This is a genomic window from Streptomyces millisiae (assembly GCF_031845425.1).
GTDB lineage: Bacteria > Actinomycetota > Actinomycetes > Streptomycetales > Streptomycetaceae > Streptomyces > Streptomyces millisiae.
Genome location: NZ_JAVREM010000020.1, coordinates 1 through 23,133 on the forward strand (window position 1 = coordinate 1; position 23,133 = coordinate 23,133).

The following is a 23,133-nucleotide window of genomic DNA, read 5'->3' on the forward strand; positions in this document are numbered from 1 at the left end:
CCGCGCTGCGCGCGGTGCACGGCCGACGGGGCCGGGCCCACGGCGGCTGCGCCGCGAGGTGCCCGGCGCTTCGCGCCGGGGACTGCCCCCACCCACCCCCCTTTTCCGCGCTTCGCGCGGGGGGCCCGACCGCGCTGCGCGCGGTGCACGGCCCGCCAGGGCCGAGGGCCCGCAGCGGCTGCGCCGCCGGGCCACGCGGCCCGGGCCGCGCGACGACCCGCCCGGAGGGCGGGTGGGTGGGCGCGGCACCGCACGGCCGCAGGCCGACACGGCCGCAGGCCCGACCTCGGCGGCTGCGCCGCCCGGTCGGGCCCTGCGGGCCGGCCGCCTAGGCCGCGCGCAGCGGTCCGGCCGTGAGGCGGCGGGTGGCCAGTTCCGCGTAGAGCGCCGAGCCCGCCGGCAGGACGGACTCGTCGAAGGTGGCCAGCGGCGAGTGGTTGGCGGGGGCCGACTCCGGGTCCGCGCCGACCGGGGTCGCGCCGAGGAAGACCATCGCGCCGGGGATCTCGTCCACCACCCGGGAGAAGTCCTCCGCGCCCGGGATGGGGTTCTCCAGCCGCGTGTACCACTCCTCGCCGAACGTCTCCCGGACCGTGTCGGCCGCGAAGACGGCCTCCGCGCCGTCGTTGACCGTGACCGGGTACTGCTCGGAGAACTCGGCCGTCACCTCCAGGCCGTGCGCCGCCGCGACGCCCTGGCAGACGGCGACGGTGCCCTCCCGCAGCTTCGCCAGCGAGGCCGCCGAGAAGGAGCGGACGGTGGCGGAGAAGGTGGCGGTGTCCGGGATGATGTTGGTGGCCGTGCCGGCCTGGAAGGTGCCGACCGTGATGACCACCGGGTCGAAGATGTCGAAGGCGCGCGTGGCGTACGTCTGGAGCGCCGTGACCATCTCGCAGGCCGCCGGGATCGGGTCCTTCGCCCGGTGCGGCAGCGAGCCGTGGCCGCCGGCGCCGCGCACCGTCACCTTCAGCACGTTGGAGGAGGCGAGCAGCGGCCCGCCGCGGCCCGTGAAGACGCCGGTCGGGTAGGTGTGCGACATGACGTGCAGGGCGTAGGCGGCGACCGGCCGCTCCCCCGTCGCGTCCAGCACGCCCTCGGCGAGCATCCGGCCGGCGCCGTCGTAGCCCTCCTCGCCCGGTTGGAACATGAAGACGACGTTGCCGGCCAGCCGGTCCCGGTGGGCCGAGAGCAGCCGTGCCGCGCCGGCCAGCATCGTCGTGTGCAGGTCGTGGCCGCAGGCGTGCATCCGGCCGTTGTCGGCGGCGAACGGCAGCCCGGTGCGCTCGGCGACGGGCAGCGCGTCCATGTCGCCGCGCAGCAGCACCGTGGGCCCCGGGGTGGCGCCGCGCAGCACGGCGGTGACGGAGGTGAGGGAGGCGCCGGTGGTGACGTCGAGCGGCAGCCCCTCGAGCGCCGCGAGGACCGTCTCCTGGGTGCGGGGGAGGTCGAGGCCGACCTCGGGGACGGCATGGAGTCGGCGTCGGAGCTGGGTCAGGTCGTCGGCCAGGGCGTTCGCGTCGTCAAGGAGGTTCATCGTTGCTGCATACCCGCTCGGTCGTTCGATCGTGCGCCCCAGCGTCGCACAGCCGCGCGCCCGCTAGAAGATCTCGGGGCGGGCCGGGTTGGCGTGTACGAGGGGGGTGAGGATGGTGGCGTTGCCCTCCGGCTCGGTTGACGCCTTGCCGGCGCGGTCGCTGATCCTGATGAGCAGGGCGACGAGCAGCCAGTTGGCGACCGTGGACGAGCCGCCCTGGGAGAGGAAGGGCAGCGCCTTGCCGGTGAGCGGGATCAGGCCGGTCACGCCGCCCGCGACGACGAAGACCTGGAGCGCGAGCACGGTGGCGAGGCCGGAGGCCAGCAGCTTGCCGAAGGGGTCGGTGACGGCGAGGGCGGCGGCGATGCCGCGCTGGACGAGCAGCGCGTAGAGCAGGATGACCGCGGTCATCCCGGCCAGACCGAGCTCCTCGCCCACGGTGGCCAGGATGAAGTCGCTGCGGCCCGCGAAGCCGACCAGGTAGGAGTGGCCCTGGCCGAGCCCGGTGCCGGTGAGGTGGCCGGCGCCGAAGCTGAAGAGCGCCTCCGCCGACTGCTCGGAGATCAGCCCCGGCGGCCGCTGCTCGGGCGGCAGGTAGATCGCCATCGGGTCGAGCCAGGCCTGCACCCGGCCCTTGACGTGCGGCTGGGTGGTGGCGACGAAGAAGGTGCCGGCGGCGGCCAGCAGCCCGCCGAGCACCACCCAGCTGATGCGCTCGGTGGCGATGTAGAGCATGACGATGAAGACGCCGAAGAAGATCAGCGAGGTGCCCAGGTCGCGCTCGTAGAAGAGGACCACCAGGCTGACCGCCCACACCACCAGGATCGGTCCCGCGTTGCGGCCGCGTGGCAGGGCGAGGCCGAGGAAGCGGCGGCCGACGAGGGCCAGGGCGTCGCGGTTGGCCATCAGGTAGCTGGCGAAGAACACCACGATCATGACCTTGACGAACTCGCCCGGCTGGACGGACAGCGGCCCGATGGTGATCCAGCGCTTGGCGCCGAACTGGTCGGCGCCGAAGAGCGCGGGGGCCATCAGCAGCGCCATCGCGACGGCCATGCCGAGGTAGGTGTAGCGCTGCAGGATGCGGTGGTGGCGCAGCAGGACGAGGGTGACCACCAGCAGGACGACGGCGAGCACGGTCCAGACGACCTGGTCGGGGGCGACCGGCTGGGACTGGTAGTCGGTGGGCGGGTAGCGGCGGGCGTAGTCCCGGTCGAGCCGGTCCATCAGCACCAGGCCGAGGCCGGTCAGCAGGACGATGATCGGCAGCAGCAGCGGGTCGGCGTAGCGGGCGAAGCGGCGCACGGTCAGGTGGGCGAGGAGCGCGAGGGCGCCGAGTCCCGCCGTGTACACCGGCAGGGCGGGGGGCAGCCGGTCGGTCTGGGCCAGGCCGACGATGGCGTGGCCGAAGGCGATGACGCCGAGGGCGAGGAGGATCAGGCCAAGCTCCGTGTTGCGGCGGTGGGCGATCCACCTCCGGACCTCGCCGTCCACGCCGAATCCGCGCTGCCGCATCTGACCTCGCCCTTCCCGGGCTTCTCGCCCCTCCCCCAGCCGGTCGTGGGAGGCGCGCCCCGGCGGACCGCGGGAGGCGCCCACGCGGCGCTGACCGGCAACCTACCCGCGCGCGGCGCCCGCGTCACCAGCGGGTGACGCGTATCCGGTGGCGCCCGTCGTCGTCGGCGTCGAGGACGTGCACGCTGACGCGGGCGTCCCGGTCGTTGAAGGTCTCGCCGGGGACGAAGGGGGCGTCGGTGAGCTCGGCGGTGACCTGGGGGTCGGGGGTGGGCTGGCAGCCTGCGCTGTCCGGGGTGGCGTCCGCGACGCGGACGGGGCCGAGGCCGCTGGCGGTGTCGGTGCTGATCCGGGAGACGAGGACGCCGGGGCGGCAGACGACGTCGTCCAGGCCGCCGGGGGCGCGTACCTCGACGGCGAGCGCCTCGTGCTCGCCGGTGCGCACCGCCACCAGGCGGGTGCCGTCGGTGCCGGGGGCGCCGACGGGGGTGAGGACGTGTTCGGTGGTGGTGGCCTCGGCGACGCACTCGACCTGCTCGGCGGAGAGCCAGCCGAGCTTCCACTTGTGCCAGGCGAGGAAGTCGTTGCCCGGGCCCCAGTCCTGCTCCATCACGTCCCAGTGGCCGGCGAGGGACTCGGGGGCGGGCGCGTGGTCGGTCCAGTAGAGGTCGGGGAGGCCGAAGACGTGGCCGTTCTCGTGGAGCAGGACCCGGTAGGGGTCGCCCGGCTGGTGGGACCAGATGAAGCTGACGTTGCGGAGCGCGCCGCCGTCGGGGGTGGGGACGAGGTCGCGGCCGGGGAAGGTGACGGACAGCACCTGTTGGGTGGCCGGGGGGCCGGCGTTGGGGGTGGCGAGGACGTTGATCAGGTCGTGGTCGCCGAAGCCGGTGAAGTCGGGGTCGTCGGCGAGGGCGTCGACTATCTCGTGGAGCAGCCGGTTGTAGCCCTGGTCGTCGTCGGGGCGCCAGCCGGCGCCCCGGTCTATGCCGTACTCCTCGAAGGGCTGGGACATGCGCAGCCAGCGGTGCACGGGGACGGCGCGGTAGTCGAGGCGGCCGTAGGAGCTGGCGGCGAAGTGCTCGGCGGTCTCGGGGAAGAACTCGGCGAACCGTTCGCGGGTGCTGATCTCCGCCTCGGCGTCGGGGAAGTCGATGAAGACGGTGAGGGCCGAGACGGTGCCGGTGGCGGGGGTGAAGCCGGGCGCGGCGCCGACGGTCTCGGTCAGGCCCTCGGCGAGGCCGGCGGGCGCCTCGGGGGCGCAGGCGGTGGCCGGGAGGGAGCCGGACGCCGGGGTTCCGGTCGGCGGGGCGACCGCGGTGCCGGGCGTGCTGCCGAGCAGGAGGGCGATGGACCCGCCGGCGGCTAGCACGGCCCGGCGGCCGGGTATGTGCGGCATGCGTCCACGATGGGGGGCCGAATCGGCGGGGCGCCCGTGGAATGACGCGTTCGGGTGGTGGGTACCCGGAGGGTCCGGCGGGGACGGGCGGCGAGCCGGGCGGCCGGCGACGAAAAGGCTGCTCGCGCAACTTTGCGGGGGCGTTGTTCGTCTTGAGGGATGTGGGAGCGATGTCCCACGGGGACCAGGGGGCTGGCGCCAGTGGGGCAGGGTACTGCATCGCCGAGAAAAAGATGCACCGCTTGGGAATTCTGTCCGGATTCCCGTCGTTGATTCGTTACGGACGCGGGAGGCAAGGGGGCGTCCCCCGTCCTGGTCTGACAAGGACCTCGGTTTGAGTGGGAATTGATCACTTCGCAAGGGAGCACGCGTATGGCAACCCGTGCCGTCGCCCGGCGCTCGGACACCGATGACAGTGTCGAGACGACGGGCAGTGTCCGGTCCAGCGCAGGCAGCGATGCCACGGAGCGCGACCTGGTCGGGATGTACCTGGACGAGATAGCCCGCACCCCGCTGCTCGACGCGGCGAGGGAGGTCGAGCTCTCCCTCGCGATCGAAGCCGGGTTGTACGCGGAGCGCCTTCTGCGGGGCGAGGAGGAGCCGGTCGCCGGCAGCGCCTCGGCCTCGGCCTCCGAGGAGGAGCTGAAGGAGCTCGTCAAGGCGGGTGAGCGCGCCAAGGACGTGTTCATCCGGTCCAACCTGCGCCTGGTCGTGGCGGTCGCGCGGCGGTATCCGCGAAGCGGGCTGCCGCTGCTCGACCTGATCCAGGAGGGCAACGCCGGCCTGGTCCGGGCCGTGGAGAAGTTCGACTACACCAAGGGATTCAAGTTCTCGACGTACGCGACGTGGTGGATCAGGCAGGCCATCACGCGGTCGATAGCCGACCAGTCGCGCACCATCCGGCTGCCGGTCCACCTGGTCGAGGAGCTCGGCCGGATCCGGCGGGTGCAGCGGGAGTTCAACCGCGAGCACGGCCGTGAGCCGGAGCCGGGTGAGGTGGCGAAGGAGCTCGGCTCGACGCCGGAGCGCGTCCAGGACGTGCTGGACTGGGCCCGTGACCCGGTCAGCCTGAACATGTCGGTGGACGACGAGGGCGAGACGCAGTTCGGCGACCTGCTGGAGGACACCTCGGCGGCGACGCCCGAGCAGTCGGTGCTGGTGATGATGCGCCGGGAAGGTCTCGAGGACCTGATCGGCCGGCTCGACGCGCGCACCGCGGCCATCATCAGGGCGCGGTACGGCATCGAGGACGGCCGGGAGCGCACGCTCACGGAGGTGGGCAAGCAGCACGGCCTGACCCGGGAGCGGATCCGCCAGATCGAGAAGCACGCGCTGCTCGAGCTGAAGCGGATGGCGAACGACTCGGGCTTCGACGCGGCGGCGTGAGGGGCGGCCGGCCCGGCCGGCCCCGCACCCGACCGGTGGCTGAACCGAACGGCGGAAGAGTGACCGTGAGCCTCGGCGCCCACGCCGGCGCCGAGGCTTTGTGCTGCCCGCCGGGACGCCCAACCCGGCCGATGTGACCCAGAACACATCGACGCGCGAAATAACCGGGGATGCCTTCTCCGTTTTGAAGACTGTCCGACTCAACCGGGGACCGGATCCCCGGTTGTTCATCGCGGCGCCGACCGGCGTTCGCGCGACAGGTCCCAGGGAGCGGCATCGTGAGCACCATCGCCACCGCCAAGGCGCCTCGGCTGCGGGCCGACGCCGTGCGGAACCGCGAGCGCATCCTCGCCGCCGCACGCGAGTCGTTCGTGCTGCACGGCCTGGACGCCCCCCTGGATGAAATCGCTCGACGCGCCGGCGTCGGCAATGCCACGCTGTACCGCCACTTTCCCGACCGGAAGACACTTCTTCTCCATGTACTGCTCCACGTGAAGCAACAGCTCGTCGACCGGGCCGAGGCGGCCATGGCCGCGGAGGACGATCCCTTCGAGACCCTCTCCGCCCTTGTGCTCAGCGCCGCGCGGGAGCGCGTCGGCGGCCTCTGCCCACTGATCGCCGGCTCCCTCGACCGGGAGGACCCGCGCCTGCTCGAGAGCCAGCGGCAGATGCGGGAGATCACCGAGCGGGTGATCGCCCGGGCGCACGCCTCCGGCCAGCTGCGCGGGGACGTGGGCGCGGGGGACCTGCTGATCGCCATCGGCCGCCTGACCCTCCCGCTGCCCGGCACCTGTGGCGGCAGCGAGGACATGGCGCTGCGCCACCTGCAGATCTTCCTCGACGGCCTGCGCACGCCGGCACGCAGCGTGCTGCCCGGGTCGGCGAGGCACTTCGAGGACCTCGAGGACGAGCTCCGCTGACCCACCACTGAGGGCCTCCGAGGGCCCGACACCCGACCACCGAGTACCGCCGCATCGGCGCGGCGATGAGTTTTCCCTCCCACCCGGGTCTGACTCGACACAGGCCTGCCCCGGGAGGCCATTTACGGCCATTTTTCAGCCCAACCAACGTGAGGTAACCGCCCCTATGCCACCGCAACCCGCCGACAGCCTGGCTGCCGGCATACCCGATCCCAAGCGCTGGACGGCGCTGATATTCATCGCCATAGCCCAGCTGATGGTCGTGCTGGACGGCACCATCGTGAACATCGCGCTGCCCTCGGCCCAGCAGGATCTCGAGATCAGCCAGGCCAACACGCAGTGGGTGATCACCGCCTACGCGCTCGCCTTCGGTGGGCTGCTGCTCTTCGGTGGCCGGATCGCCGACCTGTGGGGTCGGCAGCGCGCCTTCGTCGTCGGCCTGATCGGCTTCGCGCTCGCCTCCGCGCTCGGCGGCGCCGCGACCAACCAGGCCATGCTCTTCGGCTCCCGCGCCCTCCAGGGCGTCTTCGGCGCGCTGCTCGCGCCCGCCGCGCTCTCGCTGCTGACCGTGCTGTTCACCGACGCCAAGGAGCGGGCCAAGGCGTTCGGCGTCTACGGCGCCATCGCCGGTGCCGGCGCGGCCGTCGGTCTGCTGCTCGGCGGCACCCTCACCGAGTACCTGGACTGGCGCTGGACCTTCTACGTGAACATCCCGTTCGCCGTGGTCGCCGCCGTCGGCGCCGTGCTGGTGATCCGCGAGCCGGAGTCGGCCCGCAACCACTCGCGCCTCGACGTCCCCGGCGTCATCCTCGCCTCCACCGGTCTGGTGGCCCTGGTCTACGGGTTCACCCGGGCCGAGCACGAGGGCTGGGGCGAGAGCGTGACCGTGACGATGTTCGTCGCCGCCGCCGTGCTGCTGGCGCTGTTCGTCCTCGTCGAGTCCCGGGTCAAGGCGCCGCTGCTGCCGCTGCGGGTCATCACCGACCGGAACCGGGGCGGCGCGTACCTCGCGCTCGGCCTGGCGATCATCGGGATGTTCGGTCTCTTCCTGTTCCTGACCTACTACCTCCAGGTGGTCCGCGGCTACTCGCCGGTCAGGACGGGCTTCGCCTTCCTGCCGATGGTGTTCGGTATGGTCGTCGGCTCGACGCAGATCGGCGCCCGCCTGGTGACCCGGGTGGCCCCGCGCAACCTGATGGTGCCGGGCCTGCTCACCGCCTCGCTCGGCATGCTGCTGCTGACCCAGCTCAGCCTGGACAGCTCCTACGCGGGCCTGCTGCTGCCGGCCATGGTGCTGCTCGGCCTCGGCATGGGCACCTCGTTCATGCCGGCCATGAGCCTGTCGACGACGGGCGTGCGGCCGACCGACGCGGGCGTGGCCTCGGCCATGGTGAACGTGTCGCAGCAGGTGGGCGGCGCGATCGGCATCGCCGCGCTGAACACCATCGCGACCAGCGCCACCACCTCGTACGCCGAGGAGCACGGCGTGCTGCCGATCGACCCGGCCGCCATGGTGGAGGGCTTCACCTCGGCGATCTGGTGGGCCTTCGGGATCCTGGTGGCCGCCGCCGCGGTCGCCGGCCTGCTGATCAACAGCAGGGGCGGCGCCCAGGCGCGGCCCGAGGGCGAGAAGGGCCTCGGGGAGGCGGAGCCGGTCCCGGTGCTCGCGCACTGAGCCGTCACCCGCTTCTCTCCCGCTCCACCCCGGCCCCCGCGGCGACAGCCGCGGGGGCCGGTCCGCGTTCGCGGCCGTCCGCCGGAGCAGGGCCGCCCGCCGAGCCGAGCCCAGTTGGGCCCGCATTGTTTCTGGATCTGTTTACTTCCTCCCGTCCCGGGCGTAACATCCGAGCCAAATCACAGATATCCGGGCATAGAACGGGCTGAAACACAGATGTACGCACCCGAGCGGCAGCAGGCGATCCTCCGGCTCGCCAGGGAGCGCGGCCGGGCCGAGGTCCTCGCCCTCGCCGACGAGTTCCAGGTCACCGCCGAGACCATCAGGCGCGACCTGAAGACCCTGGTCAGGGCCGGCGTGCTGCGCCGGGTGCACGGCGGCGCGATCCCCGTGGGCCGGCTCGACTTCGAGCCCGACCTCACCGAGCGCGAGGCCACCGCGGTCGCCGAGAAGGAGCGCATCGCCCTGGCCGCCCTCGCCGAGCTGCCCGACGAGGGCAGCGTGATCCTCGACGCCGGCAGCACCACCGCGGCGCTGGCCGCCGCCCTGCCGCTGGACGCCTCGCTCACCGTCGTCACCCACGCGCTGCCGCTCGCCGCCAGGCTCGCCGACCACCCCGGCATCGAGCTGCACGTGGTCGGCGGCCGGGTCAGGCACCGCACCCGGGCCGCCGTCGACTCCTGGGCGCTGCGCACCTACGGCGAGATCACCGCGGACGTGCTCTTCCTCGCCACCAACGGCTTCGCCCCCGACTCCGGCCTCACCACCCCCGACCTCGCCGAGGCGGCCGTCAAGCGGGCGCTGATCGGCGCCGCCCGCCGCGTCGTGCTGCTCGCCGACTCCCGGAAGTTCGGCCAGGAGCACTTCGCCAGGTTCGGCGCGCTGCGCCAGGTGGACGTGCTGGTCACCGACACCGGCCTCGGCGAGGCGGACGCCCGCGCCATCGAGGCCACCGGCACGGAGGTGCGGCGCGCGTGATCCTCACCGTCACCCCCAACCCGAGCCTGGACCGCGCCTACGAGATCCCGGCGCTGGAGCGGGGCGCCGTGCTGCGGGCCGGCGGCGACCGCGTCGACCCGGGCGGCAAGGGCGTCAACGTGTCCCGCGCGGTGGCCGCGGCCGGCCACCGCACCACTGCCGTCATGCCGCTCGGCGGCCCCGAGGGCGCGCTGCTCGAACAGCTGCTGACCGACCAGGGCATCGACGTCGCCGCCGTGCCGGTCACCGGCCGCACCCGCGTGAACGTCTCGGCCGTCGAGCCGGACGGCACGCTCACCAAGCTCAACGCGGCCGGCCCCGAGCTGACCGCGGCGGAGAGCGAGGCGCTGCTGGAGGCCGCCGGCGAGCACGCGGCCGCCGCCTCCTGGACCGCCTGCTGCGGCAGCCTGCCGCGCGGCCTGGCCGACGACTGGTACGCCCGGCTCGTCGCGCGCACCCACCGCTCCGGCGCCCGGATCGCGCTGGACACCTCGGGCCCCGCCCTGCTGCTGGCGCTCGCCGAACGGCCCGACGTCATCAAGCCCAACGCGGAGGAGCTGGCCGCCGCGGTCGGCCGCGACCTCACCACGCTCGGCGAGGCCGCCAAGGCCGCCGAGGAGCTGCGGGCGGCGGGCGCGCGCGCCGTGCTGGCCAGCCTGGGCGCGGCGGGACAGCTCCTGGTGGACGACACCGGGCTGTACTTCGGGACCGCGCCGGTCGCCGCCGTGCGCAGCGACGTCGGCGCCGGGGACGCCTCCCTGGCCGGCTTCCTGACCACGGGTGGCCGCGGCCCCGCGGCGCTGGCCGCCGCCCTGGCCCACGGCGCCGCCGCCGTGCAGCTGCCGGGCAGCTCCATGCCCACCCCCGCCGACCTGCGCCCCGACGCGGTCACCGTGACCACCGACCCGCCCCTCGACCTTCCCCTCCCCCGTCCCGCCAATGGAGCCGTGCGATGAGCCAGTTGATCACCCCGGCACTGGTCGACCTCGACCTGACCGCCACCACCAAGGAAGCGGCCTCCCGCGCGCTGGCCGAACGCCTGGCCGCCGCCGGCCGCGTCACCGACCTCGAAGGCTTCCTGGCCGACGTGGCGGCGCGCGAGGCGCAGATGCCGACCGGCCTGGACGGCGGCATCGGCATCCCGCACTGCCGCAGCGCCCATGTGACCGAGCCCAGCCTGGCCTTCGGGCGCGCCGCCCACGGCATCGACTTCGGTGCCACGGACGGCCCCGCCGACCTGATTTTTCTGATCGCGGCCCCGGCCGGCGCCGACGCGGACCACATGACGATCCTCTCCGAACTGGCCCGCCAGCTGATGCGCCCCGAGTTCACCACGGCCCTCCGGGAGACGGCCTCCGCCGAGGAGGCCGCCGCGCTCATAGCCCCGGGCGAGACCGATACCGAGACGGAGCCCGGGACCGAAGCCGACGCGCCGGCCAGCGAGGACACCGCGCCGGCGCGCCCGTTCCGGGTCGTCGCCGTCACCTCGTGCCCGACGGGGATCGCGCACACCTACATGGCCGCCGAGTCGCTCCAGCGGGCGGCCGCGGACGAGGGCGTGGAGATCACCGTGGAGACCCAGGGCTCGGCCGGCTTCGAGCGGCTGGCGCCCGGGACCGTCGAGGCCGCCGACGCGGTGATCCTCGCCCATGACGTCGAGGTCCGGGAGAAGGACAGGTTCGCCGGGAAGCCCGTCGTCGACGTCGGCGTCAAGGCGGCCATCAACCGCCCCGCCGAACTGCTCGCGGAGGCGCGCGCCAAGGCGGCGCGCGGCGAGGTGGCCGCGCCGGGCAGGGCCTCGAGCGCGCCCCTCGACCGGGCCGGCGAGCCGGGCGACCACTTCGGCACCCGGCTGCGCACGTGGCTGATGACCGGCGTCAGCTACATGGTGCCGTTCGTCGCCGCCGGCGGTCTGCTGATCGCCCTCGCCTTCGCTCTCGGCGGCTACGAGATCAACGGGGCGCCCTCCGTCGCCGACCACTTCGTGTGGACCGAGGCGGACAGCTGGGCCGCCCTGATGTTCCAGATCGGCGGCGCCGCGTTCGGCTTCCTGATCCCGGTGCTGGCCGGCTACATCGCCTACGGCATGGCCGACCGGCCGGGCCTGGTGCCCGGCTTCGTCGGCGGCGCCATCGCCGTCACCATCGACGCCGGCTTCCTCGGCGGCCTGGCCGCCGGCCTGCTGGCCGGCACGGTGGTGATGGGCATCCAACGGGTCCGCATCCCGCCGGTGTTGCGCGGCATCATGCCGGTGGTCGTGATCCCGCTGCTGTCCTCCGCCGTGGTCGGCTTCCTGATGTTCATCGTCGTCGGCAAGCCGATCGCCGAGGCGCAGGACGCGATGACGACATGGCTCGGCGACCTCAGCGGCACCAACGCCGTGCTGCTCGGCGTGCTGCTCGGGCTGATGATGTGCTTCGACCTGGGCGGCCCGGTCAACAAGGTCGCCTACGCCTTCGCGACCGGCGGCATCGCCGTGGCCGACCCCACCCGGGCCAGCCTGGAGATCATGGCGGCCGTGATGGCCGCGGGCATGGTCCCGCCGCTGGGCATGGCCCTGGCCACCACGGTGCGCGGCCGGCTCTTCACGCCCACCGAGCGGGAGAACGGCAAGGCCGCCTGGGTACTCGGCGCCTCCTTCATCAGCGAGGGCGCCATCCCGTTCGCCGCCGCCGACCCGCTGCGGGTGATCCCCTCGGCGATGGCGGGCGGCGCGGTCACCGGCGCGCTGTCCATGGCGTTCGGCAGCACGCTGCGGGCCCCGCACGGCGGCGTCTTCGTGGTGCCGCTGGTCGGCAGCCCGCTGGCCTACCTGGTGGCCATCGCCGCCGGCACCCTCGTCACCGCCGGCCTTGTGGTGCTGCTGAAGGGCCGGCGGGCCGGCGGCCCCGACCGCGCGACCGGGGGCGGTGCCGCCCCCGCCGAGGCGCCGGCCGAGGAGCGCGTGGCGGCCACGGCCGCCGCCTGACCCGGTTGCCGTGACCACGACGAGGGCGGGAGCATGGAAGTGCCGGTGCCCCCGGACGCGCACGGACGCTCCGGGGTCACCGGTCGCATCCGCCTCGGGGCGCGCCCCCTTCCCCACCCGAGGCCGCTCCACACCCTCGTCCAGCGGACGTTTATCCAACATCAATCCCGGGCGACCAGGCTGGCGTTCATGTCCGGAGATCAACACGGCACGGGCGGCGGCTTCCGCCCTGCCGATGTGCTCAACCATGCCCAGCTCCTGCGGCAGGGAGAGCAGGCCGCCCGCATGCTGACCAGACTCGGGGTGCGCGGCGGCGATCCCGTGGCAGTGCTCCTGCCCATGGGCCTGGAGTCGGTGGTGGTCACCCTGGCCTGCATCCGCCTCGACGCCCAGCGCGTCACGCTCCCGATCGGCGACCACCAGGGCTACGTCCGCCACCGGATAGCCAGCTCGGGCACCGGGGTGGTGATAACCGCCGACTCCTTCCAGGGCGAGGGCCGGCCCGTCCAGGTCAAGGCCGGCCTGGACCGGGCCCTGACCAGGTGCCCCGAGGTGCACTCGGTGGTCGTGGTGCCGCAGCACTCCCGGCCCGTGCCCTGGACCCCGGGCCGCGACCTGTGGTGGCACGAGGCCCTCGCCGGGGAGCGGCTGCCGCCCGAGCCGTACCCTGGGGCCATGAGCAGCACGCCGCCACCCGAAGGACACCGGGCGGAACCGCCGGTCAGCCGGCTGGTCTTCGACGACCCGCTGGAGCGCCGCTCGGCCGACGACGCCGACGAGGGCTGGGGCGAGCACCCGCCGGAGGACGCGGCGGGCGACCTGGCCCGCTTCGTCAACGAGAAGCCGCCGCACCACCTCTGACGCCCGCCGCCACCCCCGGCCACCGGCGGTGGCTACTCCCTGGCGGGCCCCTCCTCGCGGCCCTGGCCATCGGCCGGTCCTGACGGCGGCTCGGCCTCGCCCGAACGCTGCGCGCCCACGGTGGCCACCGGGCGGCCGGTGCGCCTGGCGACCAACTCGTCCCTGATCTCGGTGAGCAGGTCGAGCTCGGTGATCACGGGCGCGACCTCCCCCACCTCCTCCTTGCGCCTCATCCGCGCCATGAACCGGGTCAGCGGCAGGATCATCAGGAAGTAGACGACGCCCGCGGTGATCAGGAAGGTCAATGAGGCGCTCACCACCGCGCCCCAGCGGATCGCGACCCCGGAGTCGCCCGCGCAGTCGCCCCGCAGGCAGATCTCGTAGGCGCTCAGGTCCCGGGTGCCGAAGGCCCCGACCACCGGGTTGATGACCCCCTCCACCACCGCGTTCACGATGTTGGTGAAGGCCGCGCCGATGACGACGGCGACCGCCAGCTCCACCACGTTCCCGCGCATCAGGAAGTCCCTGAACCCGCCCAGGACGGTCGTGACCCCGGCCACGACCCCCTGCCTCCCCTCGCTCACCGCTCCACCTCTCCCCGGCCGCGCCGGACTCGTCGGGCTCCTCGGACTGGCCGGCCTGGCTGGCTTGGCCGATTCCGCACTGTTCGCGGCCCACACGCTGCATCAGCGGTGGGGACGCTGTCCAGTCGGGCCCCTCCCCAGCGGTGACAGGACTCACCATCGGGCGACCACCAGTTCGGATTCGGCCGCCGCGCCGGCCAACCGTGCCGCGGTCTCCGGGGAGACCGTGAGCACCACCAGGGCGCCGCCGCCCGCGCCCCCGTCCGCCGGGGCCGCTCCCCCACCGTCCGGCACCTCCGCCACCCGGGCCCGCCGGGCGACGACCCGGGCCGCACCGCCGCCCTCCTCGGCCGCGTCGGCGCTCGCCGCCAGCACGTCCACCCGGTCCCCCGGGCTGAGCAGCCGGACCGCCGCCGCGTCCGCGATCCGCACCGGGGCCGCGACCGACTCCACCGGCTCCCGCTCGGCCGCGCCGCGCGCCGGGCCCTCACGGGCCCCGCTGGCCGCCGCCTCCCGCCGCTCGGCCGGCTCCTCGGGCGACCACGGCACGGCCAGGGCGAGCGCGGCAGAGGCGGCGGCGAAGGCCAGGGCCACCGGCCGGCGCCGCCGCCGCAGCGCGCGGCGCAACCGGTGCCGGCCGCCACGGGGCCGCACGGGGGTGAACTCGGGCACGGCCCGGCCGCGGGTGTGGAGCGCCGGCGCGACGGTGGAGGTGGTGGCGGTGGCGGTGGCGGTGGCGGTGGCGGTGGCGGTGGCGGTCGTGGAACGGGGTGGGTCCTGAATCGGGTTCATGGAGGTCGGATGCATGGGCCCAGCGTGACCAGCCACGGCGAACTCCGCTCATGCCTGTGGACAACCCGGCGGCTGTGGACAAGCCCGTCACCCGATGGGGTGAGATGGCGCCCGACGGGAGTCGATGTCCGATTACCGCCAGCGCGGGGGCCCGGGAGGCCCGAGAGTGGATCGGGTGTCAGCCGTCAGCTTTCTGCCCCTCGCCCCGGGGGGCCGCCCACACCACGCCGTCGTCCCGTCCCCCCTCGGGGAGCTGCTGCTCAGTGGCGACGCCGAGGGCACCCTCAGCCGGATCGACCTGCTGGCCGACCGCGCCCCCGACCCGGACTCGACCGCCGCACCGGCCGCCTTCCGCGAGGCGGCCGAGCAGCTGACGGCCTACTTCGCCGGCCGCCGCACCGGGTTCGCGCTGCGGATCGCCGCCGCCGGCACGCCGTTCCAGCTCAGCGTCTGGCAGCGGCTGGTCACCATCCCCTACGGCACGACCCTCAGCTACGGCGAGCTGGCGAGAGAGCTCGGCCGCCCCACCGCGGCCCGCGCCGTGGGCGCGGCCAACGGCGCCAATCCGGTGCCGATCATCGTGCCGTGCCATCGGGTACTGGCCGCCTCCGGCGCCCTGACGGGCTTCGGTCTTGGGGGGCTGGCTCGCAAGCGGCTCCTGCTGTCACTGGAGTCGGGCCAGGGCGCGGCGTTCTGACGTGGCGGCGTGGACGCCGCGCATTGCCGGGCACTTCCCGCAGGTTTCCCCCTGCCCACCCCACCCCGCGCTGCGCGCGAGGAGGGATGGGGCAGCGCTTCGCGCGGAGAGCCGGGCACGGTGCCCGGCGCGCCTGCCGGCGCAGCGCGGCCGGCACAGCTCAGCCGGCACAGCGCGGCGGCTGTGCCGTAGGGCGCCGCTGCGCGGCGGCCGCGCCGCATGGCGCCGCGCGCAGCGCGCCGTCGGCAGGGGCCAGCCGCAGGGCTCAGGCCGCGCCCGCCGGAGGGGCCGACGGAGGCGGGGTGTTACGGGAGGTCGATGCCCGGGGCCTGGCCCGCCAGGGCCGTGGCGCAGGGGCAGGTGCGGGGCTCGTTCGCCGGCAGGGCGGCGACGGCGTCGAAGAGGACGTCCCGGAGGCGGTCGACGTTCTGCGCGAAGACCTCGAGGACCTCGGCGTGCGAGACGCCCTCGCCGGCCTCGGCGCCCGCGTCGAGGTCGGTGACCAGGGCGAGCGAGGTGTAGCAGAGCTCGAGCTCGCGGGCGAGCGCCGCCTCCGGGTGGCCGGTCATGCCGACCACCGACCACCCCTGGGCCGCGTGCCAACGCGACTCGGCCCTGGTGGAGAAGCGCGGGCCCTCGATGACGACCATGGTGCCGCCGTCGACGGCCTCCCAGCCGCGCCCCGCGGCGGCGGCCAGTGCCGCCTTCCTGCCCTGCGGGCAGTACGGGTCGGCCAGCGAGACGTGCACGACGCCGGGCCGCGCGCCGTCCGGCCGCGGCTCGCCGTCGAAGTAGGTGTTGACCCGACTCCTGGTGCGGTCCACCAGCTGGTCGGGGATCAGCAGCGTGCCCGGGCCGTGCTCCGGCAGCAGCCCGCCCACGGCGCACGGGCCGAGCACCTGCCGCGCGCCCAGGGCGCGCAGCGCCCACAGGTTGGCGCGGTAGTTGATGCGGTGCGGCGGCAGGTGGTGCTCGCGGCCGTGCCGCGGCAGGAACGCCACCGCACGGCCGGCGAGGGTGCCGACGAAGAGCGAGTCGCTCGGCGCCCCGTACGGGGTGTTGACTGTGACCTCGGTCACGTCGTCGAGGAACGAGTAGAAGCCCGAGCCTCCGATGACCCCGATCTCCGCCCGCGGGCCCGTCATGCGGCGGAGGCGGTGCTGCCGGCGCTCTTCGTGGTCGACCCCGTCGAGGAGGACGACGACGTGGAGGAGGAGGACGCGGAGGAGGTCGAGGACGAGTCGCCGGCCTTCTCCGCCTTGCCGCCCTTGTCGGCCTTGCCGGACGAGGACGCCGGGCTGCTGGACGACGAGGCGTTACGGCTGTCGTTGCGGTAGAAGCCGGAGCCCTTGAACACGATGCCGACCGCCGAGAACACCTTCTTCAGCCGGCCCTGGCAGCTGGGGCACTCCGTCAGTGCGTCGTCGGTGAACTTCTGCACCACCTCGAGACCCTCGTGGCACGCGGTGCACTGATACTGGTAAGTCGGCACGAACTCCTCCTGGCACTCATGGTCATGGAGTGCTAACGACGGTCCATCGTGCAACATTCCGGGTGCGGAAGTCCACTGGCGCCCCCGCGGACGCTCACGCCGCCGGCCGTCGCCACTCCGGGCGCAGCCAGCCGGCCAGCTTGCCGCCCCGCCCCACCGCGATCAGCCGCCGCTCCGTCGCCTCGCGGACCTCGTCCGTCGCCACCACGAGCAGTTCGTCGCCGCGCCGCAGCACCGTGGTGGGGTCGGGGACGAAGCTGGCGCCGTCCCTGACCACCAGCGTGACGGCGGCCCCCGGCGGGAGCCGCAGCTCGGCCACCTCCACGCCGTGCATCCGGGAGGCCTGCGGGATCGACACCGAGAGCAGGTGCCCGCGCAGTCGTTCGAGCGGCGCCGACTCGATGTCCACGTCCACCGTCTTCTCGCCCTCGCCGATCCGCAGTCGCCGCGCCAGCCACGGCAGCGTCGGCCCCTGCACCAGCGTGTACAGCACCACCAGCACGAAGACGACGCCGAAGATCCGGTCGCTGTCCGGCACGTGCGCCACCACCGGGATGATGGCCAGCACGATGGGCACCGCGCCGCGCAGCCCGGCCCAGGACAGCAGCACCTGTTCCCGCCACGGCCGGCGGAACGGCGTCAGGCAGAGCACCACCGACAGCGGCCGCGCCACGAGGGTGAGCACCCCGCCCAGGAGCAGCGCGGTGCCGACGTCGTCCCAGAGCACCCCGGGGTCGACCAGCAGTCCGAGCAGCACGAAGAGGCCGATCTGCGCCATCCAGGCCACGGCGTCCGCGAAGCCCCTGGTGGCCGGGCGGTGCGGCAGCGGGGCGTTGCCGAGGACGAGGGCGGCCACGTAGACGGCGAGGAAGCCGCTGCCGTGCAGCAGCGCGGCGCTCGCGTAGGCGAGCACGGCGAAGGAGAGGACGGCGATCGGGTAGAGGCCGGAGGCGGGCAGCGCGATCCCGCGCAGGGCGAGGGTGCCGAGCCGGCCGACGAGCAGCCCGACCGCGAGGCCGATCGCGAGTTCGAACGCCATCTCGCCCAGCAGCACATACCAGCCCGACTCCCCGTAGTGCTCGGAGAAGGCCACCACCAGGATGACGACGGGCGCGTCGTTGAAGCCGGACTCGGCCTCCAGGGTGCCGGTGAGCCGGCGCGGCAGCGGCACCCGGCGCAGCACCGAGAAGACGGCGGCGGCGTCGGTCGAGGAGACCACGGCGCCCATGATGAGGGCGGCCTGCCAGTCGAGGCCGACGAGGTAGTGCGCGGCGAGGGCCGTGACGCCGACGCTGACGCCGACGCCGAGCGTCGCGAGGACGGCCGCCGTGGGCAGCGCCGGCCTGATCTCCTGCCACCGGGTGGCGAGGCCGCCCTCCGCGAGGATGACGACCAGGGCGGCGTAGCCGAGCACCTGGGTGAGCTCCACGTCGTGGAACTCGACGCCCAGGCCGTCCCGCCCCAGCATGACGCCGATCGCCAGGTAGAGCAGCAGCGAGGGGAGCCCGCTGCGCGAGGTCAGTCGGACCGCGGCGACCGCGACGAGCAGGACCAGGGCGCAGCCGAGCATCAGCTCGTTGAGGCGGTCGACAGTCAGCGGCGGGCCCTCGCTTTTCCGATCCGTGGCGTTCCGATGCGAACCGGGTGCACCTTACAGCGACCCCAAATCAGTGCCTTTGCGGCGAATTTACCATCATATGAACGCGGCGGCCCGGGCTGCTGACTCCCCGTAGGCTCACCTCAGTGGCCGTATGTCTATGGTTGCTTCCAATCGCTCAGCTGCCCTGTGAAGGACAGACATGCCCGCCAAGAAGCCAAGGCGACGCGGTCGTCTGATCGTGATCGCGCTCGTCATGCTGCTCGTGGCCGGTGTCGGCTACGGCGCCTACTGGAGCATCAGCACCGTGCGGGCGTCCTACCCGCAGGTGTCGGGAGAGCTCGCGATCGAGGGACTGACCTCCGAGGTCACCGTCCAACGCGACGCCAACGGCATACCGCAGCTGTACGCGGACACGCCCGAGGACCTGTTCCGCGCCCAGGGGTACGTGCAGGCGCAGGACCGTTTCTACGAGATGGACGTGCGGCGGCACCTGACGGCGGGCCGGCTCTCCGAGATGTTCGGCGAGGACCAGGTCGAGACGGACGCGTTCCTGCGCACCCTCGGCTGGCACGACATCGCCCAGCAGGAGTGGGACGAGCAGCTCTCCGACGAGACGAAGAGCTATCTGGAGGCGTACACGGCGGGCGTCAACGCCTACCTGGCGGAGCGGGACGGCGCCGAGCTCTCGGTCGAGTACGCGGCCCTCGGCCTCGTCAACGACTACGAGCCCGAGCCCTGGGAGCCCGTGGACTCGGTGGCCTGGCTGAAGGCGATGGCCTGGGACCTGCGGGGCAACATGCAGGAGGAGATCGACCGCGCCCTGCTCGCGCAGCGGCTCGGCCCGGAGGAGATCGAGGAGCTCTACCCGCCCTACCCCTACGACCGGAACGCGCCGATCGTCGCCGAGGGGGCGTCGGACGGCGCCACGGGCCAGGGCGGCACGGAGGGCTCGACGGGGCTCGGCGACGGCTCCACCGGGCTCGGTGACGGCTCCACGGGCCTGGGCGACGGGTCCACGGGCCTGGGGGACGGCTCGGGCGACGCCACCGGCATCGGGAGCGCCTACGAGGACGTGTCGACCCAGCTGGGCGCCCTCACTCGCACCCTGGACGAGATCCCGAGCCTCCTCGGCCCCGACGGCAGCGGCATCGGCTCCAACTCCTGGGTGGTCTCCGGCGACTACACCACCACCGGCATGCCGCTGCTGGCCAACGACCCGCACCTGGCGCCCTCGCTGCCCGGCATCTGGTACCAGATGGGCCTGCACTGCAACGAGGTGAGCGCCCAGTGCCCGTTCGACGTCTCCGGCTTCACCTTCTCCGGGATGCCGGGCGTCGTCATCGGCCACAACCAGAACATCGCCTGGGGCATGACCAACCTCGGCGCGGACGTGACCGACCTGCGCCTGGAGAAGCTCGACAACGGCAACTACGTGATCGACGGCCGTCAGGAGCCGTACGAGACGCGCACCGAGGAGATCCGCGTCGCCGGCGGCGAGACCCGGGAGATCACCGTCAGGACGGTCGACGGCCGGCCCATCATCTCCGACCGTGACGAGCAGCTCGCCGGCGTCGGCGACAGCGCCCCGGTCGACGCCGCGGCCCCCGACCGGGGCGAGGGCTACGCCGTCTCGCTCAGCTGGACCGCCCTGACGCCCTCCCGCACCATGGACGCCGTCTTCGGCCTCAACGCGGCCACCGACTGGGAGGAGTTCCGCGCCGCGGCCGCGGACTTCGCCGTGCCGTCCCAGAACCTGATCTACGCGGACACCGAGGGCAACATCGGCTACCAGGCGCCCGGCGCCATCCCGATCCGCGGCGAGGGCGACGGCCGCTACCCGGCCCCCGGCTGGGACTCCTCCTACGACTGGACGGACTACGTCCCGTTCGAGGAGCTGCCCTCCGAGTTGAACCCGGAGCGCGGCTACATCGTCACCGCCAACCAGGCCGTGATAGACGAGGACGCCTACCCCTACACGCTCACCGACGACTGGAGCTACGGCACCCGCAGCCAGCGGATCGCCGACCTGATCGAGCAGACCATCTCCGACGGCGGCAAGATCTCCATGACCGACATGCAGTCCATCCAGCTGGACAACAGCAACGAGATGGCCCGCGACCTGGTGCCCTACCTGCTGGACGTCGAGATCTCCGACCCCTATGTGCGCGAGGCCCAGGACCTGCTCGTCGGCTGGGACTTCAACCAGGACGCCGACTCGCCGGCCGCCGCCTACTACAACGCCGTCTGGAGCAACCTGCTGCAGCTCGCCTTCGGCAACAAGCTCCCCAAGGAGCTGCGCGTCGAGGGCCAGTGCCTCCTGGTGCGCCCGGCCGACGAGTCGCAGCCGATCGAGGACCTCGACGGCGAGACCCGGGTGGTCAACGAGTGCGGCGAGCGTTCCCCCGAGACGGCCCAGCCGGACGGCGGCGACCGCTGGTTCGAGGTCGTCGGCAACCTCCTGGAGGACCCGGAGAACGAGTGGTGGTCCACGCCCGCCACCCGCACCCAGGACGCCGCGGAGAACCGCGACCAGCTGCTGGCCCGCGCCATGCGCGACGCCCGCTGGGAGCTCACCGCCGAGCTCGGCAAGGACATCGACACCTGGAGCTGGGGCCGGCTGCACCGCCTGATGCTCAACAACCAGACGCTCGGTACCGAGGGCCCGGGGCCCGTGCAGTGGCTGCTCAACCGCGGCCCGTGGAACCTGGCCGGCGGCTCGGACGCGGTGGACGCCAGCGGCTGGAACGCGGCCGGCGGCTACGACATCACCTGGGTGCCCTCGATGCGGATGATCGTCAGCCTCGACGACTTCGACGAGTCCCAGTGGATCAACCTGTCGGGCGCCTCGGGCCACGCCTTCCACGCCAACTACACCGACCAGACGGAGCTGTGGGCCGACGGCGAGTACCTGCCGTGGCCGCACAGCGCCGACGCGGTGGCGGAGCGGACCCGGGACACCCTGACCCTGACGCCGACCAACACCGGCGGCTGACGCCGCCGAGTGCCTCACCGACGTGAACGGTTCACTCGACCGGGGTGAAGCGGTGCACGCCCTCGGGAGTGATCGCCGCCTGCACCGGCCGGTCGTGCGGCTCCCACGGCAGCGCGTCCACCAGCTCGTGGCCGTAGACGAGGGCCACCAGCGCCGGCCGCGCGCCGGCCGCCGTGATCCGCGCCAGCACCCGGTCGTAGGAGCCGCCACCGCGGCCCATCCGCACCCCGCGGGTGTCCACGGCGAGGCCCGGCAGCAGCACCACGTCGGCCTCGGTCACCGCGTCCCGGCCCAGGCGCCGGCCGCCCGGCTGCAACAGCCGGATGCGGCCGGCGTGCTCGGCCTCCACGAGCCGGCCGGCGCCCTCGTACTCGGCCCAGTCCAGGTCGTCGTCGGGCAGCAGCACCGGCAGCAGCACCCGCACCCCGCGCGCCCGCAGCGTGGCGAGCAGCGCGGCGGTGCCGGGCTCGTGACCCACCGACACATAGGCCGCGACGGTGCGTGCCTCGGCCACCTCGGGCAGCTCAAGGGCGCGCTCGGCCAGCTCGCGCGCCGCCTGCGCCACCTCGTCGTCCGCCATGGCGGCGCGCACCGCCAGCAGGTCGCGCCTGACCTCGCGCTTCTGCGCCGCGATCTCCGGGCTCGCTTCCACTGTTACCGCCCACGCTCCCTTCACAAGTCTCCGGCGACCGTACCCAATCAGTCCCATTCACACGCATTCAAAGTCAATGCAAAACTGCTCATAACGTGACGTTCATCTGCATTCACCTGCAAAGTGCTCGGTCCAGGCACACTAGATGGATAAGGTGACCGCATGACGTCACCACGCCCCCGACTCAGCAAGGCCGTCATCCCCGTCGCCGGGCTCGGCACCCGGTTCCTCCCGGCCACCAAGGCCACGCCCAAGGAGATGCTGCCGGTCGTCGACCAGCCGGCGATCCAGTATGTGGTGGAGGAGGCGACGGCCGCCGGTCTCACCGATGTGCTCATGATCACGGGGCGGAACAAGCGCCCGGTCGAGGACCACTTCGACCGCAACTACGAGCTCGAGGACGCGCTGCGCCGCAAGGGCGACGAGGAGCGTCTCTCCCGCGTCCAGGCCTCCACCTCGCTCGCCACCCTGCACTACGTCCGCCAGGGCGACCCCAAGGGCCTCGGCCACGCGGTGGCCTGCGCCGCCCCGCACGTCGGCGACCAGCCGTTCGCCGTCCTCCTCGGCGACGACCTGATCGACCCCCGCGACCCCCTGCTCACCACCATGATCGACGTGCAGACCGAGCGGGGCGGCAGCGTCATCGCGCTGATGGAGGTGGACCCCGAGCAGATCCACCTCTACGGCTGCGCCGCCGTCGAGCCCGTGACCGACGGCGTGATGCGGGTGACCGGCCTGGTGGAGAAGCCGAACACCGCCGACGCGCCCAGCAACTACGCGGTCATCGGCCGGTACGTCTTCGACCCCGGCGTCTTCGACGTGCTCGCCAAGACCCCGCCCGGGCGCGGCGGCGAGATCCAGCTCACCGACGCGCTGCAGACCATGACCACCAAGGACGTGCCCGGCGGCCCGGTGCACGGCGTCGTCTTCAAGGGCCGCCGCTACGACACCGGCGACCGCGCCGACTACCTGCGCTCCATCGTCCGGCTCGCCTGCGAACGCCCGGACCTCGGCCCCGAGTTCCGCTCCTGGCTGCGCGCGTACGTCGCCGAGGAGATGCCGGCTCTCGACTGACGCCGCGACTGACACAC

General features: G+C 73.5%; 19 protein-coding genes. 10 read left to right on the forward strand and 9 right to left on the reverse strand.

What is annotated here, in order from left to right:
• Positions 1–328 precede the first annotated feature (328 nt).
• The 3 genes from RNC47_RS16860 to RNC47_RS16870 all read right to left on the reverse strand — a co-directional run bounded on the left by RNC47_RS16860 (position 329) and on the right by RNC47_RS16870 (position 4,445).
• Positions 329–1,534, reverse strand: coding sequence for a M20 metallopeptidase family protein (locus RNC47_RS16860; protein ID WP_311599643.1), 1,206 nt, complete (start codon positions 1,532–1,534; stop codon positions 329–331).
• A 63-nt stretch (positions 1,535–1,597) separates the two neighbouring features.
• On the reverse strand, positions 1,598–3,049 hold the full coding sequence (locus RNC47_RS16865; protein WP_311599645.1) for an FtsW/RodA/SpoVE family cell cycle protein: 1,452 nt from the start codon (positions 3,047–3,049) through the stop codon (positions 1,598–1,600).
• 124 nt (positions 3,050–3,173) lie between these two features.
• Positions 3,174–4,445, reverse strand: coding sequence for a M6 family metalloprotease domain-containing protein (locus RNC47_RS16870; RefSeq protein WP_311599647.1), 1,272 nt, complete (start codon positions 4,443–4,445; stop codon positions 3,174–3,176).
• A gap of 372 nt (positions 4,446–4,817) precedes the next feature.
• Between RNC47_RS16870 and RNC47_RS16875 the strand changes: the two genes are divergently transcribed.
• From RNC47_RS16875 to RNC47_RS16905, 7 genes are all read left to right on the forward strand, one after another.
• Entirely contained in the window at positions 4,818–5,831 is a 1,014-nt protein-coding gene (locus RNC47_RS16875) for a sigma-70 family RNA polymerase sigma factor (protein ID WP_311599649.1), read from the forward strand.
• A 278-nt stretch (positions 5,832–6,109) separates the two neighbouring features.
• The gene (locus RNC47_RS16880) at positions 6,110–6,751 is read left to right on the forward strand and encodes a TetR/AcrR family transcriptional regulator (RefSeq protein WP_311599651.1); all 642 of its coding nucleotides are present in this window, start codon (positions 6,110–6,112) and stop codon (positions 6,749–6,751) included.
• 166 nt (positions 6,752–6,917) lie between these two features.
• Positions 6,918–8,426: an MFS transporter gene (locus RNC47_RS16885; protein ID WP_311599653.1), complete on the forward strand. Its 1,509-nt coding sequence runs from the start codon at positions 6,918–6,920 to the stop codon at positions 8,424–8,426.
• Between the two features lie 216 nt (positions 8,427–8,642).
• Positions 8,643–9,404 carry a DeoR/GlpR family DNA-binding transcription regulator gene (locus RNC47_RS16890; RefSeq protein ID WP_311599655.1) on the forward strand — a complete coding sequence of 254 codons (762 nt, stop codon included), beginning with the start codon at positions 8,643–8,645 and terminating at the stop codon, positions 9,402–9,404.
• On the forward strand, positions 9,401–10,360 hold the full coding sequence (gene pfkB, locus RNC47_RS16895) for a 1-phosphofructokinase (protein WP_311599657.1): 960 nt from the start codon (positions 9,401–9,403) through the stop codon (positions 10,358–10,360). The genes RNC47_RS16890 and pfkB overlap by 4 nt, the downstream gene beginning before the upstream one ends.
• Positions 10,357–12,372, forward strand: coding sequence for a PTS fructose transporter subunit IIABC (locus RNC47_RS16900; RefSeq protein ID WP_311599658.1), 2,016 nt, complete (start codon positions 10,357–10,359; stop codon positions 12,370–12,372). Before pfkB ends, RNC47_RS16900 begins: the two co-directional genes overlap by 4 nt.
• Before the next feature lie 189 nt (positions 12,373–12,561).
• Complete coding sequence (locus RNC47_RS16905) at positions 12,562–13,233, forward strand: AMP-binding protein (RefSeq protein WP_311599660.1); 672 nt, start codon at positions 12,562–12,564, stop codon at positions 13,231–13,233.
• Positions 13,234–13,265: 32 nt separating this feature from the next.
• Here the strand turns inward: RNC47_RS16905 and mscL are convergent, their stop codons facing one another.
• Together mscL and RNC47_RS16915 are read right to left on the reverse strand one after the other, a co-directional pair.
• The gene (gene mscL, locus RNC47_RS16910) at positions 13,266–13,817 is read right to left on the reverse strand and encodes a large conductance mechanosensitive channel protein MscL (RefSeq protein ID WP_311599662.1); all 552 of its coding nucleotides are present in this window, start codon (positions 13,815–13,817) and stop codon (positions 13,266–13,268) included.
• Between the two features lie 153 nt (positions 13,818–13,970).
• Positions 13,971–14,624: an RcpC/CpaB family pilus assembly protein gene (locus RNC47_RS16915; protein WP_311599664.1), complete on the reverse strand. Its 654-nt coding sequence runs from the start codon at positions 14,622–14,624 to the stop codon at positions 13,971–13,973.
• 160 nt (positions 14,625–14,784) lie between these two features.
• Here RNC47_RS16915 and RNC47_RS16920 point away from each other — a divergent pair, with 160 nt between their 5' ends.
• Positions 14,785–15,306, forward strand: a complete 522-nt coding sequence (locus tag RNC47_RS16920; protein WP_311599665.1) for a methylated-DNA--[protein]-cysteine S-methyltransferase — start codon at positions 14,785–14,787, stop codon at positions 15,304–15,306.
• A gap of 305 nt (positions 15,307–15,611) precedes the next feature.
• Here the strand turns inward: RNC47_RS16920 and RNC47_RS16925 are convergent, their stop codons facing one another.
• From RNC47_RS16925 to RNC47_RS16940, 3 genes are all read right to left on the reverse strand, one after another.
• Positions 15,612–16,451, reverse strand: coding sequence for an S-methyl-5'-thioadenosine phosphorylase (locus tag RNC47_RS16925; RefSeq protein ID WP_311599667.1), 840 nt, complete (start codon positions 16,449–16,451; stop codon positions 15,612–15,614).
• Complete coding sequence (locus tag RNC47_RS16930; RefSeq protein WP_394814800.1) at positions 16,448–16,798, reverse strand: FmdB family zinc ribbon protein; 351 nt, start codon at positions 16,796–16,798, stop codon at positions 16,448–16,450. Before RNC47_RS16930 ends, RNC47_RS16925 begins: the two co-directional genes overlap by 4 nt.
• 94 nt (positions 16,799–16,892) lie before the next feature.
• Positions 16,893–18,395: a potassium/proton antiporter gene (locus RNC47_RS16940; RefSeq protein ID WP_394814802.1), complete on the reverse strand. Its 1,503-nt coding sequence runs from the start codon at positions 18,393–18,395 to the stop codon at positions 16,893–16,895.
• Positions 18,396–18,597: 202 nt separating this feature from the next.
• On the opposite strand from RNC47_RS16940, the gene RNC47_RS16945 reads away from it, so the two are divergent.
• On the forward strand, positions 18,598–21,390 hold the full coding sequence (locus RNC47_RS16945; protein WP_311599672.1) for a penicillin acylase family protein: 2,793 nt from the start codon (positions 18,598–18,600) through the stop codon (positions 21,388–21,390).
• Between the two features lie 31 nt (positions 21,391–21,421).
• On the opposite strand, the gene RNC47_RS16950 is transcribed toward RNC47_RS16945, so the two are convergent.
• Positions 21,422–22,042 carry a 5-formyltetrahydrofolate cyclo-ligase gene (locus RNC47_RS16950; protein WP_311599674.1) on the reverse strand — a complete coding sequence of 207 codons (621 nt, stop codon included), beginning with the start codon at positions 22,040–22,042 and terminating at the stop codon, positions 21,422–21,424.
• Positions 22,043–22,204: 162 nt separating this feature from the next.
• Here RNC47_RS16950 and galU point away from each other — a divergent pair, with 162 nt between their 5' ends.
• A complete protein-coding gene (gene galU / locus RNC47_RS16955; protein ID WP_311599675.1) occupies positions 22,205–23,116 on the forward strand; it encodes a UTP--glucose-1-phosphate uridylyltransferase GalU in 912 nt (303 codons plus the stop codon).
• Positions 23,117–23,133 lie beyond the last annotated feature (17 nt).